Below are 24,838 nucleotides of genomic sequence, written 5' to 3' on the forward strand. Positions count from 1 at the left end.
AGTGAACGCTGGCCATCGGTTGTCATGACGCAATCCTTGTTATTGTGCGAGCCGCGAACGGCGACCCGTACAAAATAGGCTCCGGCTGTTCGGAATATCAAGCAGCGTCAAACAAAAATCCGGGTCACGGCAGATAAAGGCTGAACACCCCGCCACCCAACGGCCCGCCGTTGCTGATTTCGGTATGCCCGACCACGCCATTGCGCTGATGCAAAGCAGCAATGCGGTTAGCGAAATACAGGCCCAGGCCGGTGCTGCCGCTGCTGTGATTGATGCCCTGCACGTAATCGGCCTGGCGCTCGAGCATCTCGGCCGGGTAACCGTCGCCGTCATCGTTGATGCTCAACACCAGTTGCCCGGCCTCGTCGCTGACGGTAATCAGCAGCGACTCGCGGGCATAACGAATGGCGTTGTTGATGCAGTTGCCCAACACCGACGCCACCAATTCGCGATCGAAGAACCCCAGCGGGCTCAGCGGATCGACTTCATATGTGGCGATAATGCCGCGACTGGCGAACACCTCTTGATGCGCCGCCAGTTGCGCCTCGATGAAATCATCCAGCTCGTGATACGCCGGTTGCAGCGGCATCTGGTTGACGCCGAGCTTATACAGCCCGAGCAACTGCACCAGCATGCCGTTGAGGTGGGCGAACTCGAAGTCGATCACGCCCTGCTCTGCCCCGCTGCGCTGCGCTTGAGGCAAGCGCGCCAGCCATTGGCTGTGGGCCTGCATCAGCATCGCCAGCGAGTTCTTCATGTCGTGAACGGTGGAGGCAATCACCGTGGAGAAATCCAGCGCCTGCTCGTCTTGGTTCATTCGCCAAACGCCTTGCTTTTCAGCTTCTGATAACGCGCATAACGCGCGTCGGTGTCGGGCATCAGGCCGACCATTTTCAGGCAGGCCTGACATTCTTCCAGCTCCGCCGACGGCACATTGGTGTCGGTGCCGTGCAGCAGCGACTGGGCCATGTTCAGCGCGATACTGATGTTCTTCGGTTGCATCTTCAGCGCCTTGCGGAACACCTCGCGGGCCTCCACCAGGTTGCCGGTCTTGTACACACGCACGCCCTGACGGTTGAGGTCAGCGGCGGCGTTGCTCGAACTGAGGATAGTCGGGTCGTCGGTGAGCTTGGCAATGTCCTTCATCACCGCCGGATCATCCCCATAGATTTCCGCGCAGCTCTTGAGCATCGACGTGCCGGCTTCGGCCTGACCGAGCATCTGCAACTGCTTGGCGACCAGCAGCGCCGCTTCAGGACTCATGAACTGCTCCATGCCGTCCAGACGCATCAGCGCTTGCTCGGTGAGCTTGTCAGCGGTTTCCGCGTCGTTGAGCAACAGGCTGGTGGCCTTCATCAGGCGCGCACGAATCTGCAGGCCAGGGTCGGTCGGGTTCTCCTTGGCCACCGCGCTGAGGGTGGTGTTGATCTCCAGCCGCGTGCGGGTGTCGAGACCGCGCTCGCTGCCCTTGCTGATCAACGCATGAGCCAGACCAAGGTTGCTTTCCGGATCCTTGAACCGCGACTGCGCGCCCTGCGCCACCGCTTGCCGATAAGCGCGCGAGGCGGTGTCGAAGTCTTCGTTGGCCATTGCCAGTTTGCCGAGCAGCGCTTGCCGACGCACCGCCAGCGGCGACAACCGGATCGCCTCTTCCAGCACCCGCTGCGCGCCTTTGGTATCGCCTTCGGCGACCAGCACATCGGCCATGCCGTCGTACAACGCCGGCATCATCGGAAACACTTTCAGCGCTTTCTCATAGACGCCCTTGGCCTGCGCCACCTGCCCGCGCTTGAACAGCAACTTGCCCAACCCGGCAAACGCCCACGGCAACGGCCGGTCGGCAATGATGCCGTCGTAAAGGCGCTCAAGGGCTTCGTTCTGGTTCATGTCACGCAGTGCATCGGCGCGATAACGCAGGCACAGCGGCGAATAGCGGATGTCCTGCTTGCACAGCGCAATACAGGCATTGAGCACCTCGACCGGCTTACCGCGATCGAGGGCTTGCAGAATCGGTTTGAGCAACGTCTTGCGCTGCTCCAGACGTTCCAGGCGCTGCGCCAGGCCGGAACGGTTGAACGGTTTGGTCAGGTACGCATCCGGCTCATGCTCCAGGGCACTGAGCACCATCGCCTGACTGGTCTCGGCCGTCACCATGACAAACACCGCTTCATGGCTGATGAGCTTTTCCGACATCAGGTCTTCGAGCACCTGCTGGCCGTTCTTCTTGCCGTCGCCGAGATGGAAATCCTGCAGGATGAAATCGTAGGACTTCTGCGCACACATCTTCAGCGCCTGCTCGCCGGTATCGGCGGTGTCCACATCCTTGACCCCCAGCTCACGCAGCATCGAACGCACGGAACTGCGGAAATCCGAGAAATCATCGACGATCAGAAAACTCTTTTGGTGATACGACAGCATCGAAGATTTCCAGGCAATTGAAGTGAGGGCAATTTCAGGCGCGCAGATGATAGCTGCCGGCCAAATGCTATCAAGCGATTTCACGCGACTTTTAAGTCACCGAGTGGGTTATCGGCCACAAGTGACGTTCCCTGAAGCGGACACTTCAAGATTCCTCGTACAGCGATTACCCTGCGCGCCGGCTTACCTTTCCACTACAAGGTTTATCTCGTGTACATCAAAGGACGTTACATCGTGTCCGCCTGTGCGCTGCTGTTTATCCAGCAAGCGATGGCGGCTGGAATGGATTGTGCGAAAGCTTCGAATACCGTCGAAAAGACGATTTGCGCGAATAAAGGGTTGTATGACCTGGATGCGCAGATGGGGATGCTCTATCGGCAACTGATGACCACCTCTGCGCAAGCCCAACCTGACCTGAAGCAAACGCAGCGTAGCTGGTTGAAAACACGCAATGAGTGCGCCGACGAGGTTACCTGCCTGGATTTGCGCTATCGCGAGCGCCTGCAACTTTTGCAAACGCAGTGGACACAGTCCGCCGCCCATCAACCGGATGGTGTTGATAAACAGGTCTTGGATGACCTCCAAAACAGTATTCGGGCCGCGAGCAAAACTGATCCGCAATTTGCCCTGGAACGGACACTCGCCTCACTGTCATTGAAAAGCCCTGGGACCACGTTTTCCGCCGACCCGGACGCCGATCAATTCTCAGACAAAACGCACTTCCCCAAGACTCGGCCCAAAGGCGTTTCCCAAGACGAATGGAAGGCCTTGAGCGCCACCGAGTTCGACGCTGATACGGCCCTGGGCCGGACCATGTTTACCCTGATTGACCTTGACGGTGACCGGCAACGTGACCTGATAGTCGAGACCTACACGGGCGGCACCGGCCTGTACACGTTCGTCGAGACCTTTCGCCGTGAGGGCGACAAGTTCAACCGCAGAACCCCGGCGTCCGACGGCGAATCCATTGGCGGTTCGCTCTACTCTACCAACGACCGCGGCGCCAACCAGTCGGTCAACTGGGTCAATATTGGTGGCAAGGTTTACGCGGCTTATCGCGCCGGCGCGTACGGAGTTGATCGGGTGTATTTGCTCAACCCCCTGCAAATCAACCACGAAGTGCCCATCATCGAGGTTCGCTACGACTACCGACTTAGCGTTCCCCGGACTCAGCACAATGAGGACGGCAAGACGACATTCAAACTGGAGCCAGCTCTGCATCAGTCACTCAACCAAGCATTGACTCATGTAACTGAAAGTCAGACTCAGGCCAGCGAGCAGAGAACACCGATCTGCCCGATTCCACCAACGGCCACCGATACTGAGGGGTATTACAGCTATGGAGCCGGCTATTACGCCATCGAGTCGGTCGCTGACTTCCCGGTGTTCATCGGCAAGGAGTGTTTTATCGGCCGGATGAACAATTGGTTCGGCGCCTACAGCGAGAAGGACGGATTATTTGCGCAAATGACCGTGCGCAAGCCAGACCCGGAAGACGGTGGACGTACCTATGAGGTCAAAGGACGTCGTCAGCTGAGCGGGGTCAGCACCTCGATTGGCAAGTTCGAGGAGAACGGCGACAACTAGCCGAATGATCTCAATCTCAGCGAGTGCTGGTAATCACAGCACTCATGTATTGATTCAAGTCGCGCAGGTCTTGAATCTTCACTACGCCCCTCCATATGTCATGCGGGGTAATCCTCCCAGCCAGGCCCTCCGTAAGGAGTTTTATCCAGCTCGGGAAAATCCATGGTCCACTCCCCCCAATCCATGTACTCATAGTACTTAGTCATAGTCATTATCGAATAGAATCAAAACGTGCGAGAAGACGTTTAAGGTGATCTGAATCCGAAGCGGTGATCTCGTCTCTTAATTGTTGAACAAGAGAATTAACTGTAGTGGTCTAATGAAACCGGTCACCCATTTAGGCGAGAATGCTCGCCAGATAGAGGTGTCTGATGACCAAACAACGTCGTTCCTTTTCCGCTGAATTCAAACGCGAGGCCGCAGGCCTCGTGCTCGATCAAGGCTATAGCCATATCGAAGCCAGCCGCTCGCTTGGTGTGGTTGAGTCCGCGTTGCGCCGCTGGGTTAATCAGCTTCAGCAGGAGCGCACCGGCGTTACTCCGCAGAGTAAAGCGCTGACGCCAGAGCAACAGAAAATCCAGGAATTGGAAGCTCGAATCGCTCGACTTGAGCGGGAGAAATCCATTTTAAAAAGGCTACCGCGCTCTTGATGTCGGAAGAGCACGAGCGCACACGCTGATTGATCAGTTAAGTACCCAAGAGCCGGTCGATTGGCTTTGCGCAGTCTTTGATGTCACTCGTTCGTGTTACTACGCCCACCGCCTCAGGCGCCGAAGTCCCGACGTTGAGCGGCTTCGGTTGCGCAGTCGGGTCAACGAACTGTTTACGCAAAGTCGAAGCGCTGCCGGTAGCCGCAGTATCGTGTCGATGATGCAGGAAGACGGCGAGCAGATCGGGCGGTTCAAGGTGCGAGGCCTGATGCGGGAACTGGCGCTAGTCAGCAAACAACCTGGATCACATGCCTACAAACAAGCGACGGTCGAGCGGCCTGACATTCCGAATATCTTGAATCGAGAGTTTGATGTTCCGGCACCCAACCAGGTCTGGTGTGGCGACATCACCTACATCTGGGCTCAAGGGAAATGGCATTACCTGGCAGTCGTTCTGGATCTCTACGCACGCCGGATTGTGGGCTGGGCGCTGTCAAACAAGCCGGATGCGGATCTGGTCATCAAGGCGTTGGACATGGCTTATGAGCAGCGTGGCAGGCCTCAAGGGCTAATGTTTCACTCGGATCAGGGCTCGCAATATGGCAGCCTTCAGTTTCGCCAACGGCTCTGGCGTTACCGCATGCGCCAAAGCATGAGCCGTCGTGGAAACTGTTGGGATAATGCGCCGATGGAGCGTGTGTTTCGCAGCTTGAAAACTGAGTGGATACCAACCGTGGGCTACATGACAGCTCAAGAAGCGCACCGCGACATCAGTCATTACCTGATGCATCGGTACAACTGGATTAGACCGCACCAATTCAACAACGGACTGGCCCCAGCTCAGGCCGAGAAAAAACTTAACGTCGTGTCCGGGATTAGTTGACCACTACAATCGTCGTCAGCACTTAATCATCACCGCACTGGAACAAGAGCTGGTCACCGTAGACCGACACATCACCGAAGCTCAGGAGGAACACCAGAACATACAGCAAAAAGCTTTACGCCTCGCCCATAACGCCTTGGAGGAAAGGTGGAATGAAGCGGCACGAGCGCTGCTGGATGTGGGAGGTAAGCTTTACGCCTCAGCTCGGCTAATAGGCCGTGACCCCGTGTCCTTAATGAAGCTGGACATCCCCGAGCAAGGTGAAAACTTCGGGAGTTGGAAATGGGGTGAGCTAGCAGATCGAAGCCGTCAGCATCGCGTGCAGGACCTGCTCTCGCTTTAACTGTCGATATACCCTGAAACAGCCTGCTTTCGCGGGCTGTTTAATTAATTACAAGGATCGAAGTGATGAACGTAGCGACACAAAACAGCTCAACCATTTCCGAAACGCTCAAAGCGAGAAAAGCCCACTTAACGGGCCTGCTCAAGATCATGGATACCAAACCCGAAAGAAGCACCGCGATACAAAAACTCACCATCAATGCAATTAATGCAGAAATGGGGCTGATAGACAACAAGCTGAAAAAACGAAAATAAAGCCCAGCGTGAGCTCTCCGAGATTTAACTGCAAGTTAAATCAACAAGCAGGCTGGGGACAAAAGTGGACATTCTGAAGAGTCCGCTTTTGGCCAAAATAGATGTTCACCCTAGATGGAAAAGTCGACTGACAGAAGTACGCCGAGAAGCCTGTTTTCCATTAAAATATACAGAAACGCCAAAGCGGCTACTTTCCTCAATATACTCCGCCATAAGACGCAGCCTTAATGCCAACTTACCTAATCAATTTTCTGACGGGTGCGACCGGAATACAAGCTTATCGCCATATACAGACTCGTAGTTAATAACTAACCGCGCCCTATCACGTATTCCATTTTTGACCTCCAGCAAAATTGCTTTACTGGCGCAATTTATCGTAAGCACTGATATATCTTTCCCGGGTGACAAATAGCTGCCAACTGCTATTGAATGATGCCCAAACTGCTCATCTGCGATATCTGGAAAAAGAACTCTAACAATATCTGGAAGATCTTTTTTAGAGTCGATTACAGCCCCATCGATGGTCACCTTTACATCAGCAATAATGGCCGGCCCAACACCATTATTTACAATTGAATATTTATACTGAAACCCATGGATATCCTCATGGGTCAAGTCATCCAAGTGAGGTTTCACCATAAGCCTATTGTGTTTTTTGGTTAGACTGTTTTGCCTGTATGTGAACCATAACGCGATGAAAGCTGGAACTGCAGACATAATTGGTATAAACCAATCCGACCAGTCTTTTTGAGCTTGAATCCCATAAAATATGTAATCAATAGATTGAGACATTAACCGCCCCTGACGTCGTATATACCACTGAATTTTTTATGATTGCTGCTGCGATGATTAGTGCGTCGCATCTGGGTTTTTAGACTCCTTTACTGCTGATTCTGGCCGAAAGATGACCCGATCCGAGCGTCCGCTTTTCGCCTAATTTCCTTAGCGGGAAGAAGCTCGGGGGGGATGGTAAAGCCCAACGCTGAAACCTTGCCGGGACCAATCTGCTATAAATAACTGATCCGATAAAGCACTTTTCTACTAACGAAGGGCAAAGGGAAGGTCGCGGTGCAGCCGAGCTGTTAGCTCGTGATCTGGAAATTTTTTCACAGCTGTTTTCCACACCCGGCTTGCTGCTTTAAATTCTCCGGCGTTCCAATGCACACCGCCCATGTTGAACCACGCTAGCTCGTAGTTAGAGTTCAGCTTAGTGACCTTCTTATAAGCAGCAATCGAATCGCGCACGCGCCCCAGTTTCTCGTAAGCTACTGCGAGCTGGAACCAACTCATATCGTCCGGCTGGATCTCCTCGGCCTGGGACAGCAAAATTGGCAGGCTCTCCTCGGGTCGATTTAGGAAGTTCAGTGCAGTGCCTAAGCAATAGCCGTAGTGCCCGCCGACAAGATTATACGCGACCCGAAAGCAGCTCTCTGCTTCCTTCCAATTATCTTCTTCCTGCGCCCAATGCCCCAAGCGATCCCATAAATAAGCGGCTGAATCGCCTTCTACATACTGGATACTTGCCTCGAACTCAGTCTTGAACGCGGTATAGGTCATGTCCACGCCCCCCCCCTCCGAACGCAGGTACAATCTGATTAGAAGCTGCTCCCGTACACCGCTAGGACAGTTCGGATACGCCTTCAAATATCGATCCCAGAACGGAATGCTTAGCTTCGCATTCTCTGGCGAGGTGCGCCCAAAGCTGGTGACTTGCTGACCACACCATGGCCAGATCCAGGCTTCCTCCCCCGCATCACTCAGCAACACATTGATCTCTCGAAACGCTGCCATCCCGTCACCGAGATTGAAAAGGACGTTTATTCGCCACCCCGAAATGGACGATCGTTTTCCTAGCGTATGCTCGGAAAAAACCACCTGATCTAAATGTTTCAACGCCTCTCCATACTCACCCTTTCGGTGACAATAAAGTCCTAGGGCGTAGTGCGCTTCTGGAAGTTGGGAATTGTGGCGCAAGGCCTCGCGGAAGGATGCGACTGCACGCTCTCCGTCGCCTAATTTCTCGTAGCTGGAACCGAGGTTCTTGTAGCATTCCGCCAGCAATATGATGCTGTTGTCGTCAGTCAGATGCCTAAGAGTGGCCTCATATGCCTTAACGGCTTCACCTTCACGTCCAAGCGCCGAGAAACCGTTGCCAATTGAGTAGTGGAGGTGTCCAACATCAAAGCGACCAGTGTCGAGCTTGGACGTGAGATAGGAAATGCTATCCTCAATGCGTGCGGCCTTAACTTGAATGCCAGCCATGCCGAGATTGATCTCCGCCATATAGCAAAAAATCATCGCATCATCGTCGCGAGGTAGGACGGAGGCGAACCTCTCAAACGCGGAACTAATAACGCCATCCGCGCCACTGTCATATAAGCTGGAAAGAATCGCAGCAGCCTGTGCTTCGTTTTCCGGGACATGCAAATCCGGGCGGACAGCTTTTACGATACCGGGCAGATCTTCAGGACGAGCGGTTATTTGTGCGACCCGCGTGTCCCGCGATGATGCAGCGCCGGATCTCGCCAAAGCTGCCAAGGACTTTAGGCGTGCGCGAGTAAGGAGTTCCGTGAAGTTCACGGTTAGCGTTTGCTGCTGAGTCCAACTCTGCCCACTATGTTCGTACCGCCGTATCACAGCGTCGGCGGAGCAGTACCAAAGTGTGCCGGTCGGAACGTGATAGCAGGCGAAGAAGGAATGTGGCTGCGCCAGCAGGTAATTAAGATTGGATCGCCGTATCTCGACACTTACCGACCCGTCTGCATTTACGTCCCCTTCCGTTCCCTTCAATTGAACGTGGATTCTGACGTTGGTCGCACTTTCGCGTTCGATAACTTCGATCTGGCAATCGGTTCCATAATCCTTGCGATCCGGTGCCTGGAGGACAAAGTCTTCAGAGTTCGATAGCAGATTCTGGAACGCAGCTTCGGCCTTGCTTTCCGTTGCATGGTTTCTGTGACGCGTTGGTAGATCGTCGAGGTGATCCATCTTCTATCTTCCAGGCACTGAGCACTGACTCGTAGTACTTCTCCGCAGATAGTAGCAGGACTTGTGACAACGATTGGTAAGCCAATATCGAGACTATCTGCAACAACAGTGCTGTCGGTCGACACAGAGCAACACGCGCTATGTGCCGCTCAACTCTTGAAGCTCCTGATAGGTAGCGAGGCATCTTCGGTTTTTCAGTCTGAACCGCCCCCGGCTTCCTGGGCACTCTGTAAGCTCAACAGAGGCGATACTATCAAAAGAGATAGATTTGCTAAGTTCTTGATCGTTGTGCTCTCTTAGCTAAATTCCTTCGTGCTTACGCGGTGCTCTCTCTACCGCGAACATTGTCCATAGGCTCTCCTTGGATTGATTCCGCGAACAAAAACCATGGCACACGATTCGGGAAGAGTAGCGCTGAACATAGTGCCCCAATTCTCGTCGTGGGGCTGTTGAGCGACCCGCTCTGTATGATCTGCGGCATGCACACAGTTCCCCAGCGGTCGAGGAAATTTTCCACTGTCCAGACCTTATGGCCGATCTGAAAAACATGGTTGATGCCATCGGAAATGCACGGCTGGCTGAAGTCCAAATAGTCACTCGGGATGAAGATATTGAGATAGGCGTGATCCAGCTTGTCCAGGTTCACATCGACCTCGTCCCGAAGAGAGTGGCGCACGCTGGAAAGCATGACGAGAGCAAGCGTTTCTGAGGGAGAACCGCTCAGGCGCTCGAGGGATTTCTGGTCTTGCTGAGCGCGCGCAACTAGGTACGCATACACATCCTCCGCGTCCAGATCAGCCTTGGCCAATCCACCGCCATTTTCGATCAGGGCGTTGTACAGGGTGCTCACGACAAGCTCCCCCATACCATTCATTTCTCCGTCGTCAATAGCAGTTAGAAACGCGGCCCAGAATGGCGCCTCTGCCTCACTCATGCCTGCACACGCGGAGGCATAGTGTTCCATCAGGTGGCGGCTGATTTCACTCAGCAGTTGCCTCAAGATATTGGTGTCGAGCCCCACGTCGCGGGCGATATGGAGCGCAGCTCCTCCCCAACCAAGAATTCTCGTAATCCGTTGGCGAAGGTAGAACAAATCCGGGATGCCATGACGACAGAGCGACATGGGATTTTTTTGAAGCGCAACGGCAATTTCCCGCAAGAGGCGATGGCTTTCGTCAACGATTTCGTGAGCAAGGCCCCAGATACATCTCGCCGAGTTTTCGTCTTGCTGAGATGAGGCTAGCAGTAGCGAAACGCAGGTAGCAGAGAGCTCAATGGGAGCGAACGAGTTCGTCTGGCGTTTTGCATTCTTTTCCAAGGACCGCCAGATGCCTTCTACGAAAATACCAGCAGCTCCTGGGATGTTTTCCAGGCGCTGCACGAACTGGGACAGAATAGGGAAAAGCTTCTCTGGGTTCAGCTCGGTTTCTGGTGCGAACATCAGGGTGTAAAGGGCTGCTGAATGTTCGCTGATGGCACGTCCAGCGGGTGACGATGGAGATATACCCGTCATAGAGAGTAATGATGACGCGGAGGTCTCGCTTGCATGCGGGTTACCAAAGATCGGCATGTATCCGTAGAGGTTCACTCCCCACACTGAGGGCATCTGCTCACCGGAGGTAATCTTATCGACGTGCTGCGCGGCGGGTCGACCAATGTCCACAAGGTCTAGATATTTTCCTCTAGAACCTGTATCGATCTCCCCCCTTAAAACCTTGAGGATCGCGCCAGTCCCATATCCCCCCGAATTGTCTTCGGAAGCGAACTGATCCGAGGCAGAGGACACGAAGAACGAGACGCCGAAGGTCTTCGCTTTTCCGATAACCTCAGGCCTCAACAAGCTATTCATGTTCGAGATCATCCCACCAGCGTTGCAGGCATCAATAATAACGTTGCAATGGGCTGCTTTCAGCTCGTTGAGGTACTCGAAGAGATGACTCAGGGCAAAACCGGTCGTCGAAAGTCGATCCGCTCGGCTGTCACTCAAGCAAAGGAAGTAGCTACCGTTCGCTTCACCACCATGGCCCGCGAAGAAGATAGTGAGGCTCTCGATTTCGTTATATTGATCCTGGAGATTAAGCAGGGCTGAGATCAGTTGATCTTTAGTGGGGGATGCCAATAGCTGCGCGTCCTCCGGACGGATGCAGCTCAGATCGCCAGACGTCAGCTCCCCATAAATCGAGGACGCATCCAGCTCGGCTCCGCCGAGTTTTTGCATGTGCTGATAGTCATCACAACCAATACTCAACAGTACCCTGGCGGACATCATGCTTCTCCCTTGCGAAACTTTGCTTTGCGAGCTGCTTCCCTTTCCATCGCTTTAGCCGATTTCAGCCGCGTAATCGCGTCGGCTTTTGCCTGATGCTCTGGCGAGTGTAACGAGGCGTCATTCTTGATGCGTTCGGCCATCACTCTTCCAACCCTGAGCTCAGGAAGGTTTACATTACCATCCCGATCCACCGAGAGTTCGATACCCTCGAGTGCCTTGAGAAATTGCTCACCGAGGGTGCCAGCTTCCTCCACTACGTTGCCATGCTCCTCACAGGTGTCCGATATCACTTGGTAGAAGGACTGCGCAAAGCTATTTGCCATGCTGTTCACTATTTCCGTTAGCGACTGCTCGATGTAGTCCAATCGCCCTAGAACGATTTCGTTAATATCAAAGGTCATTTCGTGTTGGTGGGTTTTTACCTGATCAACTCGATCAGGGTCATAGCTATGATGAGATTGCCAAGCCCCGCCGTGGCTGAAAATTTGGACGTTGTGACTTGACACATAGCTCTCTTGAGCAAGGCGAAATCTCTCTCCGACTATCTGCATGAAGGCACTCGTGACGCCTCTGGCCTCGGTGTCAAAAGGAAACGGGTGCTTATCTCTCATCAATGCTTCCTCATAGTCGTACAGTCGCCTGCCTGGTGTAGATAGCCATTCTAGAGCTGCTGTATACCATGGGTAAAACCTCCAAAGCAGGGCTAGTAGATAAAGAAGGAGCGCATCTGGGTTGCACCTTTCGAGTCGTCCCGAGAGCCGGCTATATAGGATGATTTGAGGGGGAGAGAATTGACGGTAAAAGTCGGGGCAGGAGGCTTTTGACACAACTACAATATCGGCCCGTTTTTGGCCGAATGCAGCCTAAGCTCGAACCCAGAGTTGCTGGAGCGTTGTAACACGCATTACATCTGTAACACGCAGCGAAAGTGAACCACGACCAATGTGTAACAGCATCTAAACCCAATAAATTCAATAGCTTTTTGTAATTCGTAACACCCGTAACACCCGTAACACGAATTTCTGAACAAACTCCCCCACACCCCATGAGTAGCGACGCCCTCAGCGGAAACACCGCCTCGACTTTGAGTTCGGGGGACACTTCCGAGCATGTCTCGGTTCGATGATCGAAGTGCTACTAGCAAACACGGGCCGGGGCCCCCTGGGGTTATCTAGTGGATACGGGGTCGGAAACCCGCGGGACTGTGTTAGCGAAAAGGTGTCCAGCTTAGTGAACAGGTGAACCGGGTGAACTCACAGTTCACCAGTGCAATCGCACAAGGTTACGAGAAGTGGCCGGGGACCCTGAGAATTTCTGAAGGACACGGGGAACAAAACCCGCGCGATCTTGGTAGTGGCTGATTTTTCTACATTGGTTGACAGGTTGACTCGGTTGACGGCTCGGTGTGTGGATAATCAGCAACACAAAGGGTCATCATTACCGATGCGGTAACGATGACCCTTTTTCAACCGAATTCTTTCAATTTCAATGACTGAAATTTCAGTAACTTTGGAAACCTCCCACTAACTCAGTCACGCGGGTTTCCGACCCCGTGCGGAACGAAAACCCTCAGGGGCCCCCGCATGATTTACCCTAGATTGAAGAAACGCGACTCAGGAATGCCACATGTTTTGGAAGAGTGATAAGAGAATTCAGGTAGAGATGGTGACACCGGTGATGATCACCTCGGCCAACTGCCCAAGCTTTCAGCAGAGCGGTACACCCGCTGCAGTTGTACAGACTGTGGACAAAGATTTCGCATTTAAGCTGGTGGCCGGCTTCGCGATTCTCCTCCAGACAGCTTTGACCGTTTACGGGTATCTGGAGCTCTCAGCGTTCTATGAGCAATTCGGAATCTACACCAGCGAGCTTGAGCTCGGCACATCAACAATCTTGAGCGCGGGCTATAGCTACAGTTTCTCAAGCATTATGAATTCAGTTGACGACGTCCCGTATCTAGGTCCAGTTGTGCCTGTTTTCATCTTTTTTATCATCGCTCTTGCATTCGTTACGATGCTGATGAGTGGTGTGAAGAAGATGGCTGACAACCTCTCGATGGCGCTGGTTGGGGCGGTTCTTCTTTTGACACTATTCATAGCTCCAGTTTTGGGTGTTATGCACGGCCTGGAACGCGGAAAGGTTGGACTTCAATCAAATACAGGATTGGATTGGAGCAGAGGCGTCAACAAGGAGTACACCATTGTCACGAAGGAAAAGCAGCGCCTCACTGGCAAACTGGTGGTGTCAGATGCAAAAAGTACGTTTCTACTAGTCGGTACCACCGTCTACAAGATTGATAACAAAACCAATCGGGTGGTGCGTGAGAACGTACTAACGCCAAAGACTGCAAGCTCGAACTGATCCTCAGGCTGCCTCGCTGAGGGAGTCGCTGCAACACGGGGTTAGGGGATGCACTTCAAAAACCATGTTACGGGTGTTACCCATGTTACGAGGACCGTTAAGCACCTGATTTTAAATGGTTTTATAGGCGTTACACGTTCGTACTGTGCTCTCGAAAGGAGGTGTTACATGATCAATAAGTGTTACACCTCAGCATAGCGGGCATTGAGCTCAAAGCTCACGACCTTCGTGACGTATCCAGTGCTGCCAGCCAACAGCAATCTTCTCCCTCGCTGGCGGAGGCGCCGCTACAGGGGCAAGGGGATCCGTATCAGGGCCGACCAATTGACTATGAAATGCACAAGCCGGTCCCGGAGTCGCCCAATGCTCACTTAGCAGCCAAGCATGAAGTGCTCGACCTCCACCGCGCTACACGCTTGTGAGCTCCCCCCCCCTGATTACCAGTAGTTGAAGGGAATGCTGGAAGCAGTTACAAGATTTGGTGAGTAACCGAGGGACTGGAAAAAAGCTTCCGCTGATTTCACCGCCCTAGCTTGGTTGGGATTTGGTCCAACGATCAGACTGCGTACCACATCTCGATTCGCCTTAATAACATCTAGGGCTATGTGAGGAATCAAATAGGACGGGCCAGCGCGGAAGGAAATAGCCTTCGTATCAGGCTCATTTACGATAATTCGCCACTCTGCCTCCTCTTCGAACCCGGCATTTTTAAATCGGGGAGCCAGCTCAAGAAGCGACTCGCATATCAAGGCTATTGCCCCGGATGCTTGATTGGCGCCTTCTCCTTCTAAATGCTCATGAAAAGCGACCATATATTCCATCTTGTCTTTATTTGGCAGGCCGTGAAACTGCTCCGGTGTGACCTCCATTGCTGGGAATAGAGCCATTGCGGTGGTAACGATACCGGTCACCTCAGCCTGCTGATCGTCGTGGCCATAAACGCATTTTTCAAGTCGATACCCTCGAGAGTCGCAATATTGCTGGAGGATGTTTCGATCAAACCCGAGGCAGTATCCGCTTCCGCCAGGACAATATCCTCGCCACTGACTCAAAAGATCTGGCTTTTCGCTGAAGGACGAAACGTAGAGCCCTTCCCCCCTCAATTTTCCCACGTGCCTATGCAGCATCGCGCCAAATTGCTCGAAGTAGTCGTGGTCGAAAAAGTAGTTAGCGATCGATTTCGCGAAAGTAAGGGCATGAACGAATTCGGTAGGATCATTCAAAAAATGCGCGTTGGTCGACCAAATGGCTTTTGAGGAGAAGATCCCAAGCAATCCGTGCTGGTTCGTATAGTGGTAGAGAAGGCTCAATTGAGGCTGTACTCCGGAAGTGCAGCAACCTTCCTCCTACCGCTGCTGTCACCCTGCTGTCACGAACGTTTGGCCAGGCAGGGATGATCGGCTGGAGGCCTTGAATTATATGGTGTCCCAGGGCAGGTTCGAACTGCCAACCTTCCCCTTAGGAGGGGGATGCTCTATCCAATTGAGCTACTGAGACACTGAGTTGTCACGGCCGGATGCGGCGCGACGGACGGCGAGCATGTTAACGGCCAGCCCTCTATTTGTCATGTCGTCCGTGGGCTTTTTAAGTGTAGGCAGGCGCCCTGCAACCTTGCGGGATGATTTACCGTGCAATTTGCACTGCCGCAAAAAGCCATCATTGCAGAATGCAACCTGAGCCTGCTGAAAAACCCTTCCAAATGCTTGTTTTTAAAGGACTTAACAGCGGTTAGACTGTTGGCACGACGGCTGCTTTGTCTGTTCACATAACAGAACAAACGGAGTCCGCCCCATGAACAGCACTCTCCTGCTTGCAAACGCAATCGCTCTCGCGGTTTTGGTTGGCTTTCATTTTGTTCCCGAGAGTGCTGAACCGGTGGCTCAGCGTATGCCGCATTACTTGCAGGTGCAGAAAGCACCGCAGTGGGCGGTGTTGAGCGATCAGAGCGACTTCGCGGCGCAGGCAGTCAATGAGCCTGAGCAAGCACTGCCGGCGCGCGACACCGAACGTCTGGTTTTTTGAAATATCTTCAGGAGTACAGCATGTCCAAATCAGCCGCAGGATTTCTGATCCTCGCCTTATTGAGTGGCGTCGTGCATTTTTCGCTGTTCGAGGAAACCGAAATCACCCTGCCCCTGGTCGGCTGCGGCGTGTTTGCGGTGTTGTTCGCACTGGCGCTGGTCGCCGGACGCAGGATCAAGTTCGATCCGGTGTTGCGTTGAGCCGGATCAAGTCCAGTAATTGATTGACGGCATCCACCAGAGCACCTGAATTGTCGATCAGATGAACAGGCAGATCGCTGGTTCGCCGGTCCTTGAATAACGCGTTACGCGCAAGCCGCGCATCGATCTGCTCAAAGGTCTCTCGACCGCGCCGCACCAGGCGCTCACGCAATACTTCATCCTTCACCGTCAGCAGCACCGGGATCAGCGTCGGATAGTGTGTCAGCGCGTCACGCAGGTTGGCGCGAGAGCCATTCACCAGCACATGACGACCGGCGCGCAACCATTCGTCCATTTCTATCGGGATGCCATACGCAAGGCCGTTGGCGTGCCAGGCGAGGGCAAAATCGCCGTCACGCTCGCGCTGATCGAACTCTTGCGGCGTGACGCCGACGGCGTCTTCACCCACCGACTCCGCTGATCGGGTAATCACCCGGCGAATGATTTCGCAGTTCATTGCCCGTAGCGGCTCACGCGCCGCTTCGATCAGGCTGTCCTTGCCCGATCCGGAAGGCCCCATCAGATAAATAAGCCTGCCATCCATCCTGAAAACACCCTCCGGAACGTGTCTGCCCCTAGTAAATCGGCAAATTGCCACTATCCTGTACAGGTAAGGAAACAAGGATAGAAAGCCGCATAGCATGCACGTTCTGAAGCCTTCGGGCATCAACTGATGTGCATCAGGAAGCGGTCATTGATGCGGGCCAAGGCAAAGTTTTCCAACCAGTCCGCATTTCTGATAATTGGTGCTGGCATTACGCCTTTACCCAGCTCAATATTTGTCACAGAATTGACGCCAATGATCTGGCAATTTTGAGGCATGATGCGGGCCTCTTAACAATTCAGGTTGAACCATTTGGCGCGGATGCTTGTCCTACCACACATCCTGCGGCCAATTCCGAGAACCGCTCCCCTGAACTAACCGGTTAAATATATGCGCCCATTGAAACAGGCAATTTATTCCAGCCGTACGGCTGACAAGTTCGTCGTACGTCTGCCAGACGGGATGCGTGAACGCATTGCCGAGGTGGCTCGCAATCATCATCGCAGCATGAACTCCGAAATCATTGCACGCCTTGAGCAGAGTCTTATTCAGGAAGGTGCACTGGGCGAAGAGCTGAGCATGCGCCTGGACAGCCCGGAGCTTTCGCTGCACGAGCGTGAACTGCTGCAACGCTTCCGTCAGCTGTCTCACCGCCAACAGAACGCTCTGGTGTCGCTGATCGCTCACGACGCTGAGATGGCCGCAGACGCGTCCTGAGCCATACCGAACATCTCAAGCCAGCATAAGTGCTGGCTTTTTTTTGCCTGCGATTTGACGCGTTAGTCGCCTGACATACATTCGTGGTGAGGGGATTTATCCTCGATGGACTGCGAAGCGGCCCCAAAAAGAGGGACTGCTGCGCAGTCCATCGAGGATAAATCCTCTCGCCACAGGTTACTAATCACCCATCAACAGGCACAAAAAAGCCCGCCATTTGGGCGGGCCTTTTCTTTGCAGCCGGTTAGAGCAGGAAGATTGTCGCCAGCCCCAGGAAGATGAAGAAGCCACCGCTGTCGGTCATGGCGGTGATCATCACACTGGCGCCCATCGCTGGATCGCGCCCCATCTTCGCCAGGGTCATCGGAATCAGCACCCCCATCAGCGCCGCGAGCAACAGGTTGAGCGTCATCGCAGCGGTCATCACCACCCCCAACGACCAACTGCCGTAGAGCAGATAGGCAACCACACCGATCACCCCGCCCCAGACCAGACCGTTGATCAACCCAACCGCCAGCTCCTTGCGCATCAGGCGCGACGTGTTGCCCGTACTGACCTGGTCAAGCGCCATGGCGCGCACGATCATGGTGATCGTCTGGTTACCGGAGTTGCCGCCGATACCCGCCACGATCGGCATCAGCGCCGCGAGCGCTACCAGCTTCTCGATCGAACCTTCGAAAAGACCGATCACCCGCGATGCGACGAACGCCGTGATCAGGTTGATGGCCAGCCACGCCCAACGGTTGCGCAGGGATTTCCAGACCGAGGCGAAGATATCTTCCTCTTCGCGCAGACCGGCCATGTTGAGGACTTCGCTTTCGCTCTCCTCACGAATCAGGTCAACCATTTCGTCGATGGTCAGACGGCCAATCAGCTTGCCGTTCTTGTCGACCACCGGGGCCGAGATCAAGTCATAACGTTCGAACGCTTGAGCGGCGTCGTAGGCGTCTTCGTCCGGGTGGAAACTCACCGGATCGCTGGCCATGACTTCAGAAACCTGTTTCTCCGGATCATTGACCAGCAAACGCTTGATCGGCAGCACACCCTTGAGCACACCGTCGTAATCGACCACGAACAGCTTGTCGGTATGACCGGGAAGCTCTTTGAGACGGCGCAGATAACGCAACACCACTTCGAGGCTGACATCCTCACGGATGGTCACCATTTCGAAGTCCATCAGCGCGCCGACCTGTTCGTCGTCATAGGACAGGGCCGAACGCACCCGTTCGCGCTGCTGGTTATCCAGGCTCTCCATCAGCTCATGGACGACGTCTCGCGGCAGCTCGGAAGCCAGGTCAGCAAGTTCGTCGGCATCCATGTCCTTGGCCGCAGCCAGGAGCTCGTGATCGTCCATGTCGGCGATCAGCGTTTCTCGAACGGAATCGGATACTTCGAGCAGAATGTCGCCGTCGCGATCGGCCTTGACCAGTTGCCAGAGCGTCAGACGATCGTCCAGCGGCAAGGCTTCGAGAATGTAAGCGACGTCGGCGGAGTGCAAATCATCGAGCTTGCGTTGCAACTCGACGAGATTTTGCCGGTGAACCAGGTTTTCGACCCGGTCGTGATGCGGACCTTCCTGACGATGAGTCAGGTCTTCAACGACACGCTGGCGCTGCAGCAGCTCGACGACCTGAGCCAGGCGATCCTGCAGGCTTTCCTGTGTTTTCTTTACTTCGATTTCGGACATAGGCGAACTCCACTCCCAGCAGCGGGGCACGCCGGAAGGATCAATCAGTCAATTCATGATTGGTAAAACGCGGTACTGAGTAACTACTGGGTAAGTCCATGGAGGTTTTCCATAAGCCCCGGCGGGGCTGACGGGCGCAATGATACACCGCCTGACGGTTTTAAACGTTAAAAAATCACGGTCGAAACAAGCGCTTGCGAAACAAACCTGAGCGCCGTCCTGATCCTTGCAAATGCGACGACTCATCCTGAAAAGAAAACACACCGGCGACAAAAAATGTAGCGACTACCCTTGAGCGTAGATCGTCATGGAGGACGCCGAATGCCATCGAAAACTTCTATTTTTGTCCTGACCAGCCTGCTCTGCCTGCCGCCCGCCGGGGCCGCCACCACGCTTCATCGTTGCGAAGCCGTCGACGGCAGTGTCACCTTCACCAGCATGAGCTGCGCCAACGGCGAGCAGCGATCCGTGCAGGAAGTTCACCCCTACTTGCCAGGCTCGGTCATCGCGGTGATACCCGAACACGACCACGAAGAAACATCCGGTATGAAAAACAGAAGACGCGAACCCGGCGTTGTCGGCACGGCAGTAGATCAATGCGGCAATCTGATCAGCGCCAGGCAACGTCGTGAAGCAATCATCAATCAACGCGTGATTGCCGGCATGAGCCAAGAGGATGTTGAAAGCGCACTGGGCAAACCGGACAAGGTGAATGTCCGGACTTCGACAACCAGCTATCGCTATGACCTCAAGCGAGGCCGCAGTGCTCAAGTCGATTTCGATGAGAGGGGATGCGTGAAAGGAAAAGCCAAATCCCGGACAGCAAAAAGCCCGCGTTAAACGCGGGCTTTTCGGTATATGGTGCACTCGACAGGATTCGAACCTGTGACCGCTCGGTTCGTAGCCGAGTACTCTATCCAGCTGAGCTACGAGTGCATTTTGTGTTTTTAGACCAGACCACAACTGGTTGAAGCCAAGTTATTTACATCGCTGCAACTAACTCTTAAATGGTGCACTCGACAGGATTCGAACCTGTGACCGCTCGGTTCGTAGCCGAGTACTCTATCCAGCTGAGCTACGAGTGCATTTGTGTTTGTTAGACCAGATCACACCTGGTTGAAGCCGAGTCATTTACATTGCTGCAACTGACTCTTAAATGGTGCACTCGACAGGATTCGAACCTGTGACCGCTCGGTTCGTAGCCGAGTACTCTATCCAGCTGAGCTACGAGTGCATTTGTTGCGCCGCATTATAGCCCGTTTAATCTCTATTCCAACCACTTTTTCTAGTAATTTCAACAACTTACCGAAAAAGCCAGATTACAACGTACTAAGCAAATAATGGCGGAGAACGGGGGATTCGAACCCCCGACACCCTTTTGAGGTGTACTCCCTTAGCAGGGGAGCGCCTTCGGCCACTCGGCCAGCTCTCCGCAACACGGGGCGTATATTAACCACCTTCTTCCCCGTTTGCAAACATAAAAAACGATAAAAATTAATGGCTTGGTTCTTCGTCCTTCTCTTTCTTTATACGCAGGTAAATTTCCTCACGGTGCACGGCTACCTCTTTCGGGGCGTTGACGCCGATACGCACTTGATTTCCTTTGACGCCGAGCACGGTCACGGTGATTTCGCCATCACCGATAATCAGGCTTTCTGCGCACCGACGAGTCAGAATCAGCATACCTCTCTCCTCACGCAATTCTTCAGGGACAACAGTCTGCAAAAAAAAGGCACCCGACCTACAACCGGAGCGATCGTAGCCCTACATGCCTGAGTATTGACCAGCGCGAGCAAAAGAACAGATCAGGGGCTCGCGCCATTCAAAAATAAAGGGCGCGGTCAGACCGCGCCCTTCATGTAAACGGAATTACTCGCCCTGACGGGCTGGAGCATCCAGTTCGAAAGCCGTGTGCAGAGCGCGCACGGCCAATTCCAGGTACTTCTCTTCGATCACCACGGAAACCTTGATTTCCGACGTCGAGATCATCTGGATGTTGATGCTTTCTTTCGCCAGGGATTCGAACATGCGGCTGGCCACGCCTGCGTGGGAGCGCATGCCGACGCCGACGATCGAGACCTTGGCAATCTTGGTGTCGCCTACGACTTCACGGGCACCGATCTCGCGAGCGGTGTTTTCCAGCACGGTCTGTGCGCCCTGGTAGTCGTTGCGGTGCACGGTGAAGGTGAAGTCGGTGGTGTTATCGTGCGCGACGTTCTGCACGATCATGTCGACTTCGATGTTCGCGGCACTGATCGGGCCGAGAATCTTGAACGCCACGCCCGGGGTGTCTGGCACGCCACGGATGGTCAGCTTGGCTTCATCGCGGTTGAAAGCGATGCCGGAAATGATCGGCTGTTCCATGGTTTCCTCTTCATCAATAGTAATGAGGGTGCCCGGACCCTCCTTGAAGCTGTGCAGTACGCGCAGCGGAACGTTGTACTTGCCGGCGAATTCCACCGCACGGATCTGCAGCACCTTGGAACCAAGGCTGGCCATTTCCAGCATCTCTTCGAAGGTGATCTTGTCCAGACGCTGAGCGACCGGCACCACACGCGGGTCGGTGGTGTAGACACCATCGACGTCGGTGTAGATCTGGCACTCATCGGCCTTCAATGCAGCCGCCAGTGCCACGCCGGTGGTGTCGGAACCGCCACGACCGAGGGTGGTGATGTTGCCGTGCTCGTCGACGCCCTGGAAACCGGCGACAACAACAACGCGACCCGCCTTCAGATCACCACGAATTTTCTGGTCATCAATCTGCAAGATACGCGCTTTATTGTGCGCACTGTCCGTCAGAATCCGCACCTGATTACCGGTGTACGACACCGCCGGCACACCGCGCTTGATCAGCGCCATCGCCAGCAGGGCAATCGTCACCTGCTCACCGGTGGAAACGATCACGTCCAGTTCACGCGGAACCGGTTGAGTGTCGCCACTGATTTGCTTGGCCAGATCGATCAGACGGTTGGTTTCGCCGCTCATTGCAGACAGCACAACCACCAGGTCATCGCCGGCATCGCGGAATTTCTTAACCTTGTCGGCGACCTGCTCGATTCTCTCGACAGTGCCGACCGAGGTGCCTCCAAATTTCTGTACGATCAAAGCCATTTCAAAGCCGCCTCTGCCCATGAAGGGCGCCCAATAATCACTCGAACAGCCGCCAGGCCCGCCACTAGACTGCGGGCCGGACGGACTGCCTTATAAACCCTGCTCGACGAATGGAACGGTCAGCGCCAATGCGCCATCCAGTGCGCCGGCGTCGACACCGCCGCCCTGCGCCATGTCCGGACGACCACCGCCCTTCCCGCCCACTGCCGCAGCAGCCTGTTTCATCAAATCACCGGCTTTGAGTTGGCCAGTCAGGTCCTTGGTTACACCAGCAACCAGTACGACCTTTTCCTCATGGACACTGCCGAGCAGGATCACTGCGCGGCCGAGTTTGTTTTTCAGCTGATCGACCAGCGCCAGCAGCGCCTTGCCGTCCTGACCATCCAGACGTGCGGCCAGAACCTTCACATCCTTGACGTCCACTGCCGAGTTCGACAGATCGTCGCCCGCGGCACTGGCAGCCTTGGCTTGCAACTGCTCGAGTTGCTTTTCCAGCGCGCGGTTGCGCTCCAGCACGGCCGACAGCTTGTCGATCAGGTTGTCGCGGCTGCCCTTGACCAGGTTGGCCGCTTCCTTGAGTTGTTCTTCTGCCGCGTTCAAGTAGGCCAGTGCCGCAGCACCGGTGACTGCCTCGATACGACGCACGCCCGATGCCACACCGCCTTCGCTGATGATTTTCAGCAGGCCGATGTCGCCGGTACGGTTGGCGTGGATACCGCCGCACAGTTCGACGGAGAAATCGCCACCCATGCTCAGCACGCGCACGTTGTCGCCGTATTTCTCGCCGAACAGCGCCATCGCGCCTTTCTGCTTGGCGGTTTCGATGTCGGTTTCTTCTGTTTCAACGGCGGAATTCTTGCGAATCTCGGCGTTGACGATGTCTTCCAGCGCCTTGATTTGCTCTGGCTTGATCGCTTCAAAGTGGCTGAAGTCGAAGCGCAGACGCTGGCTATCAACCAACGAACCTTTCTGTTGCACGTGCTCGCCCAAGACCTGACGCAGCGCGGCGTGCAGCAAGTGAGTGGCGGAGTGGTTGAGCGAAGTCGCGTGACGCACTTCGGCATCGACGTGGGTTTCAACCGGTGCGCCGATGGTCAGGCTGCCCGAATCCAGCACACCGTGGTGCAGGAATGCGCCGCCGGTCTTGGTGGTGTCGCGAACGTCGAAACGTGCGCTACCAGCCTGCAGGAAACCACAGTCGCCGATCTGACCGCCGGACTCAGCGTAGAACGGCGTCTGATTCAGAACGATCACCGCCTCTTCGCCTTCATTCAAGACGTCGACCGACTGGCCATCTTTATAGATGGCGACAATTTTTGCCGAACCGCTGGTGTCTTTGTAACCGGTGAACTCGGTGGCCACATCAACCTTGACCAGGGTGTTGTAGTCCAGGCCGAACGAGCTGGCCGAACGCGCACGAACACGCTGGGCTTCCATTTCACGCTCGAAGCCGACTTCGTCGACCGTCAGGCCGCGCTCACGAGCGATGTCAGCCGTCAGGTCCATCGGGAAACCGTAGGTGTCGTAGAGTTTGAACACCACGTCGCCCGGCACCACGGTGCCTTTGAGTTCCAGCAGGTCCTGCTCGAGAATCTTCAGGCCGTGCTCCAGAGTCTTGGAGAACTGCTCTTCTTCGGCCTTGAGTACGCGCTCGATGTTGCTCTGCTGCTTCTTCAGCTCCGGGAAGGCTTCGCCCATCTCGGCGACCAGCGCAGCCACGATCTTGTAGAAGAAGCTGCCAGTGGCGCCCAGCTTGTTGCCGTGACGGCAGGCACGACGAATGATCCGGCGCAGCACGTAGCCGCGGCCTTCGTTGGACGGCAACACGCCGTCGGCAATCAGGAAGCCGCACGAACGGATGTGGTCGGACACCACTTTCAGCGACGACTGATCGCCATTTTCGCAACCGATGGCTTCAGCCGAGGCTTTCAGCAGGTTCTTGAACAGGTCGATGTCATAGTTGGAATTGACGTGCTGCATCACCGCACTGATCCGCTCCAGGCCCATGCCGGTGTCGACCGACGGCGCTGGCAACGGATGCAACACGCCGTCGGCGGTGCGGTTGAACTGCATGAACACGTTGTTCCAGATTTCGATGTAACGGTCGCCGTCTTCTTCCGGCGAGCCCGGTGGGCCGCCCCAGATGTGGTCGCCGTGATCGTAGAAAATCTCGGTGCATGGGCCGCACGGGCCGGTATCGCCCATGGTCCAGAAGTTGTCGGACGCGTAAGGCGCGCCTTTGTTGTCGCCGATGCGGATCATGCGCTCGACCGGCACGCCGATCTCTTTGGTCCAGATGTCATACGCTTCGTCGTCGGAGGCGTAGACGGTGACCCAGAGTTTTTCCTTCGGCAGTTTCAGAACGCCGGTCAGGAAGGTCCAGGCGAAGGTAATCGCGTCGTGCTTGAAATAGTCACCGAAGCTGAAGTTACCGAGCATTTCAAAGAATGTGTGGTGACGAGCGGTATAACCGACGTTTTCCAGGTCGCTGTTCTTGCCACCGGCGCGCACGCACTTCTGGCTGCTGGTTGCGCGGGTGTACGCGCGCTTTTCCTGGCCCAGGAAGCAGTCCTTGAACTGGTTCATCCCCGCGTTGGTGAACAGCAGGGTTGGGTCGTTGCCCGGAATCAAAGAGCTGGAGGCTACACGGGTGTGGCCTTGCTCTTCGAAGAAGCGAAGGAAGGCTTCACGGATTTCTGCGCTTTTCATTAGGTTCTTCCACGGAGGCTGCGGCCAAAGGCCTGTTCGAAACGTCAACAGACGAAGCGACGGCAAAGGGCCGCATTATATCGGCCCTGCGCGCG

At 54.8% G+C, this 24,838-nt stretch carries 20 protein-coding genes and 5 tRNA genes; 8 read left to right on the forward strand and 17 right to left on the reverse strand.

Going from position 1 to position 24,838, the window contains the following annotated elements; translation table 11 throughout:
• Window positions 1-124: 124 nt before the first annotated feature.
• Together HV782_RS21740 and HV782_RS21745 are read right to left on the reverse strand one after the other, a co-directional pair.
• Window positions 125-817 carry a sensor histidine kinase gene (locus HV782_RS21740; RefSeq protein WP_186748589.1) on the reverse strand — a complete coding sequence of 231 codons (693 nt, stop codon included), beginning with the start codon at window positions 815-817 and terminating at the stop codon, window positions 125-127.
• A complete protein-coding gene (locus tag HV782_RS21745) occupies window positions 814-2,418 on the reverse strand; it encodes a tetratricopeptide repeat-containing response regulator (protein ID WP_128614132.1) in 1,605 nt (534 codons plus the stop codon). Before HV782_RS21745 ends, HV782_RS21740 begins: the two co-directional genes overlap by 4 nt.
• Window positions 2,419-2,628: 210 nt before the next feature.
• On the opposite strand from HV782_RS21745, the gene HV782_RS21750 reads away from it, so the two are divergent.
• The 3 genes from HV782_RS21750 to HV782_RS21760 all read left to right on the forward strand — a co-directional run bounded on the left by HV782_RS21750 (window position 2,629) and on the right by HV782_RS21760 (window position 6,135).
• Window positions 2,629-4,005 (forward strand): lysozyme inhibitor LprI family protein, encoded by a 1,377-nt coding sequence (locus HV782_RS21750; protein WP_186748588.1) that lies wholly within the window; start codon window positions 2,629-2,631, stop codon window positions 4,003-4,005.
• A 371-nt stretch (window positions 4,006-4,376) separates the two neighbouring features.
• Window positions 4,377-5,538 (forward strand): IS3 family transposase gene (locus HV782_RS21755; protein ID WP_217890328.1). Its coding sequence is split into 2 segments (ribosomal slippage): window positions 4,377-4,636 and window positions 4,635-5,538, totalling 1,164 coding nucleotides; the frame shifts between segments, so codons are not numbered across the junction.
• A 408-nt stretch (window positions 5,539-5,946) separates the two neighbouring features.
• Complete coding sequence (locus HV782_RS21760; RefSeq protein ID WP_186748711.1) at window positions 5,947-6,135, forward strand: hypothetical protein; 189 nt, start codon at window positions 5,947-5,949, stop codon at window positions 6,133-6,135.
• A 243-nt stretch (window positions 6,136-6,378) separates the two neighbouring features.
• On the opposite strand, the gene HV782_RS21765 is transcribed toward HV782_RS21760, so the two are convergent.
• From HV782_RS21765 to HV782_RS21780, 4 genes are all read right to left on the reverse strand, one after another.
• On the reverse strand, window positions 6,379-6,927 hold the full coding sequence (locus HV782_RS21765) for a hypothetical protein (protein WP_186748712.1): 549 nt from the start codon (window positions 6,925-6,927) through the stop codon (window positions 6,379-6,381).
• A gap of 249 nt (window positions 6,928-7,176) precedes the next feature.
• Window positions 7,177-9,123 carry a tetratricopeptide repeat protein gene (locus tag HV782_RS21770; RefSeq protein WP_186748713.1) on the reverse strand — a complete coding sequence of 649 codons (1,947 nt, stop codon included), beginning with the start codon at window positions 9,121-9,123 and terminating at the stop codon, window positions 7,177-7,179.
• Window positions 9,124-9,439: 316 nt separating this feature from the next.
• Window positions 9,440-11,389, reverse strand: coding sequence for a caspase family protein (locus HV782_RS21775; protein WP_186748714.1), 1,950 nt, complete (start codon window positions 11,387-11,389; stop codon window positions 9,440-9,442).
• The gene (locus HV782_RS21780) at window positions 11,389-12,003 is read right to left on the reverse strand and encodes a hypothetical protein (RefSeq protein ID WP_186748715.1); all 615 of its coding nucleotides are present in this window, start codon (window positions 12,001-12,003) and stop codon (window positions 11,389-11,391) included. Before HV782_RS21780 ends, HV782_RS21775 begins: the two co-directional genes overlap by 1 nt.
• A 1,015-nt stretch (window positions 12,004-13,018) precedes the next feature.
• Between HV782_RS21780 and HV782_RS21785 the strand changes: the two genes are divergently transcribed.
• Window positions 13,019-13,753, forward strand: a complete 735-nt coding sequence (locus HV782_RS21785) for a hypothetical protein (protein WP_186748716.1) — start codon at window positions 13,019-13,021, stop codon at window positions 13,751-13,753.
• 437 nt (window positions 13,754-14,190) lie between these two features.
• Here the strand turns inward: HV782_RS21785 and HV782_RS21790 are convergent, their stop codons facing one another.
• Entirely contained in the window at window positions 14,191-15,063 is an 873-nt protein-coding gene (locus HV782_RS21790) for a DUF2971 domain-containing protein (RefSeq protein WP_186748717.1), read from the reverse strand.
• Window positions 15,064-15,173: 110 nt separating this feature from the next.
• Window positions 15,174-15,250, reverse strand: a tRNA-Arg gene (locus HV782_RS21795).
• A gap of 294 nt (window positions 15,251-15,544) precedes the next feature.
• Between HV782_RS21795 and HV782_RS21800 the strand changes: the two genes are divergently transcribed.
• Together HV782_RS21800 and HV782_RS21805 are read left to right on the forward strand one after the other, a co-directional pair.
• On the forward strand, window positions 15,545-15,775 hold the full coding sequence (locus HV782_RS21800; RefSeq protein WP_123466984.1) for a hypothetical protein: 231 nt from the start codon (window positions 15,545-15,547) through the stop codon (window positions 15,773-15,775).
• 20 nt (window positions 15,776-15,795) lie between these two features.
• Complete coding sequence (locus HV782_RS21805; RefSeq protein ID WP_123466986.1) at window positions 15,796-15,975, forward strand: PA3371 family protein; 180 nt, start codon at window positions 15,796-15,798, stop codon at window positions 15,973-15,975.
• Here the strand turns inward: HV782_RS21805 and phnN are convergent.
• Window positions 15,950-16,519: a phosphonate metabolism protein/1,5-bisphosphokinase (PRPP-forming) PhnN gene (gene phnN / locus HV782_RS21810; RefSeq protein ID WP_186748718.1), complete on the reverse strand. Its 570-nt coding sequence runs from the start codon at window positions 16,517-16,519 to the stop codon at window positions 15,950-15,952. The genes HV782_RS21805 and phnN overlap by 26 nt on opposite strands.
• Before the next feature lie 390 nt (window positions 16,520-16,909).
• Between phnN and HV782_RS21815 the strand changes: the two genes are divergently transcribed.
• Window positions 16,910-17,236, forward strand: a complete 327-nt coding sequence (locus HV782_RS21815) for an Arc family DNA-binding protein (protein WP_003178899.1) — start codon at window positions 16,910-16,912, stop codon at window positions 17,234-17,236.
• Between the two features lie 244 nt (window positions 17,237-17,480).
• On the opposite strand, the gene mgtE is transcribed toward HV782_RS21815, so the two are convergent.
• Window positions 17,481-18,923: a magnesium transporter gene (gene mgtE / locus HV782_RS21820; protein ID WP_123466990.1), complete on the reverse strand. Its 1,443-nt coding sequence runs from the start codon at window positions 18,921-18,923 to the stop codon at window positions 17,481-17,483.
• 321 nt (window positions 18,924-19,244) lie between these two features.
• Here mgtE and HV782_RS21825 point away from each other — a divergent pair, with 321 nt between their 5' ends.
• Window positions 19,245-19,763 carry a DUF4124 domain-containing protein gene (locus tag HV782_RS21825; RefSeq protein ID WP_186748720.1) on the forward strand — a complete coding sequence of 173 codons (519 nt, stop codon included), beginning with the start codon at window positions 19,245-19,247 and terminating at the stop codon, window positions 19,761-19,763.
• Between the two features lie 19 nt (window positions 19,764-19,782).
• Here the strand turns inward: HV782_RS21825 and HV782_RS21830 are convergent.
• The 7 genes from HV782_RS21830 to alaS all read right to left on the reverse strand — a co-directional run bounded on the left by HV782_RS21830 (window position 19,783) and on the right by alaS (window position 24,743).
• Window positions 19,783-19,859 (reverse strand) — tRNA-Arg (locus HV782_RS21830).
• Window positions 19,860-19,931: 72 nt separating this feature from the next.
• Window positions 19,932-20,008: transfer RNA gene (locus HV782_RS21835), tRNA-Arg, on the reverse strand.
• Window positions 20,009-20,080: 72 nt separating this feature from the next.
• Window positions 20,081-20,157: transfer RNA gene (locus HV782_RS21840), tRNA-Arg, on the reverse strand.
• Window positions 20,158-20,264: 107 nt separating this feature from the next.
• Window positions 20,265-20,355, reverse strand: a tRNA-Ser gene (locus HV782_RS21845).
• A gap of 62 nt (window positions 20,356-20,417) precedes the next feature.
• Window positions 20,418-20,606 carry a carbon storage regulator CsrA gene (gene csrA, locus HV782_RS21850; RefSeq protein ID WP_002554426.1) on the reverse strand — a complete coding sequence of 63 codons (189 nt, stop codon included), beginning with the start codon at window positions 20,604-20,606 and terminating at the stop codon, window positions 20,418-20,420.
• Window positions 20,607-20,792: 186 nt separating this feature from the next.
• The gene (locus tag HV782_RS21855; protein ID WP_123466994.1) at window positions 20,793-22,034 is read right to left on the reverse strand and encodes an aspartate kinase; all 1,242 of its coding nucleotides are present in this window, start codon (window positions 22,032-22,034) and stop codon (window positions 20,793-20,795) included.
• 90 nt (window positions 22,035-22,124) lie between these two features.
• On the reverse strand, window positions 22,125-24,743 hold the full coding sequence (gene alaS / locus HV782_RS21860) for an alanine--tRNA ligase (protein WP_186746595.1): 2,619 nt from the start codon (window positions 24,741-24,743) through the stop codon (window positions 22,125-22,127).
• Window positions 24,744-24,838: the final 95 nt, after the last annotated feature.

Source organism: Pseudomonas monsensis (assembly GCF_014268495.2).
GTDB classification, from domain to species: Bacteria; Pseudomonadota; Gammaproteobacteria; order Pseudomonadales; family Pseudomonadaceae; genus Aquipseudomonas; species Aquipseudomonas monsensis.

Bases quoted from the DNA above. Each gene is read 5' to 3' on its own strand.
- HV782_RS21780 (WP_186748715.1), bottom strand. From the start codon at position 12,003: ATGAGAGATAAGCACCCGTTTCCTTTTGACACCGAGGCCAGAGGCGTC.
- HV782_RS21760 (WP_186748711.1), top strand. From the start codon at position 5,947: ATGAACGTAGCGACACAAAACAGCTCAACCATTTCCGAAACGCTCAAA.
- HV782_RS21785 (WP_186748716.1), top strand. From the start codon at position 13,019: ATGTTTTGGAAGAGTGATAAGAGAATTCAGGTAGAGATGGTGACACCG.
- alaS (WP_186746595.1), bottom strand. From the start codon at position 24,743: ATGAAAAGCGCAGAAATCCGTGAAGCCTTCCTTCGCTTCTTCGAAGAG.
- HV782_RS21765 (WP_186748712.1), bottom strand. From the start codon at position 6,927: ATGTCTCAATCTATTGATTACATATTTTATGGGATTCAAGCTCAAAAA.
- HV782_RS21775 (WP_186748714.1), bottom strand. From the start codon at position 11,389: ATGTCCGCCAGGGTACTGTTGAGTATTGGTTGTGATGACTATCAGCAC.
- HV782_RS21855 (WP_123466994.1), bottom strand. From the start codon at position 22,034: ATGGCTTTGATCGTACAGAAATTTGGAGGCACCTCGGTCGGCACTGTC.
- HV782_RS21805 (WP_123466986.1), top strand. From the start codon at position 15,796: ATGTCCAAATCAGCCGCAGGATTTCTGATCCTCGCCTTATTGAGTGGC.
- HV782_RS21800 (WP_123466984.1), top strand. From the start codon at position 15,545: ATGAACAGCACTCTCCTGCTTGCAAACGCAATCGCTCTCGCGGTTTTG.
- HV782_RS21770 (WP_186748713.1), bottom strand. From the start codon at position 9,123: ATGGATCACCTCGACGATCTACCAACGCGTCACAGAAACCATGCAACG.
- HV782_RS21745 (WP_128614132.1), bottom strand. From the start codon at position 2,418: ATGCTGTCGTATCACCAAAAGAGTTTTCTGATCGTCGATGATTTCTCG.
- HV782_RS21815 (WP_003178899.1), top strand. From the start codon at position 16,910: ATGCGCCCATTGAAACAGGCAATTTATTCCAGCCGTACGGCTGACAAG.
- HV782_RS21740 (WP_186748589.1), bottom strand. From the start codon at position 817: ATGAACCAAGACGAGCAGGCGCTGGATTTCTCCACGGTGATTGCCTCC.
- HV782_RS21825 (WP_186748720.1), top strand. From the start codon at position 19,245: ATGCCATCGAAAACTTCTATTTTTGTCCTGACCAGCCTGCTCTGCCTG.
- mgtE (WP_123466990.1), bottom strand. From the start codon at position 18,923: ATGTCCGAAATCGAAGTAAAGAAAACACAGGAAAGCCTGCAGGATCGC.
- csrA (WP_002554426.1), bottom strand. From the start codon at position 20,606: ATGCTGATTCTGACTCGTCGGTGCGCAGAAAGCCTGATTATCGGTGAT.
- phnN (WP_186748718.1), bottom strand. From the start codon at position 16,519: ATGGATGGCAGGCTTATTTATCTGATGGGGCCTTCCGGATCGGGCAAG.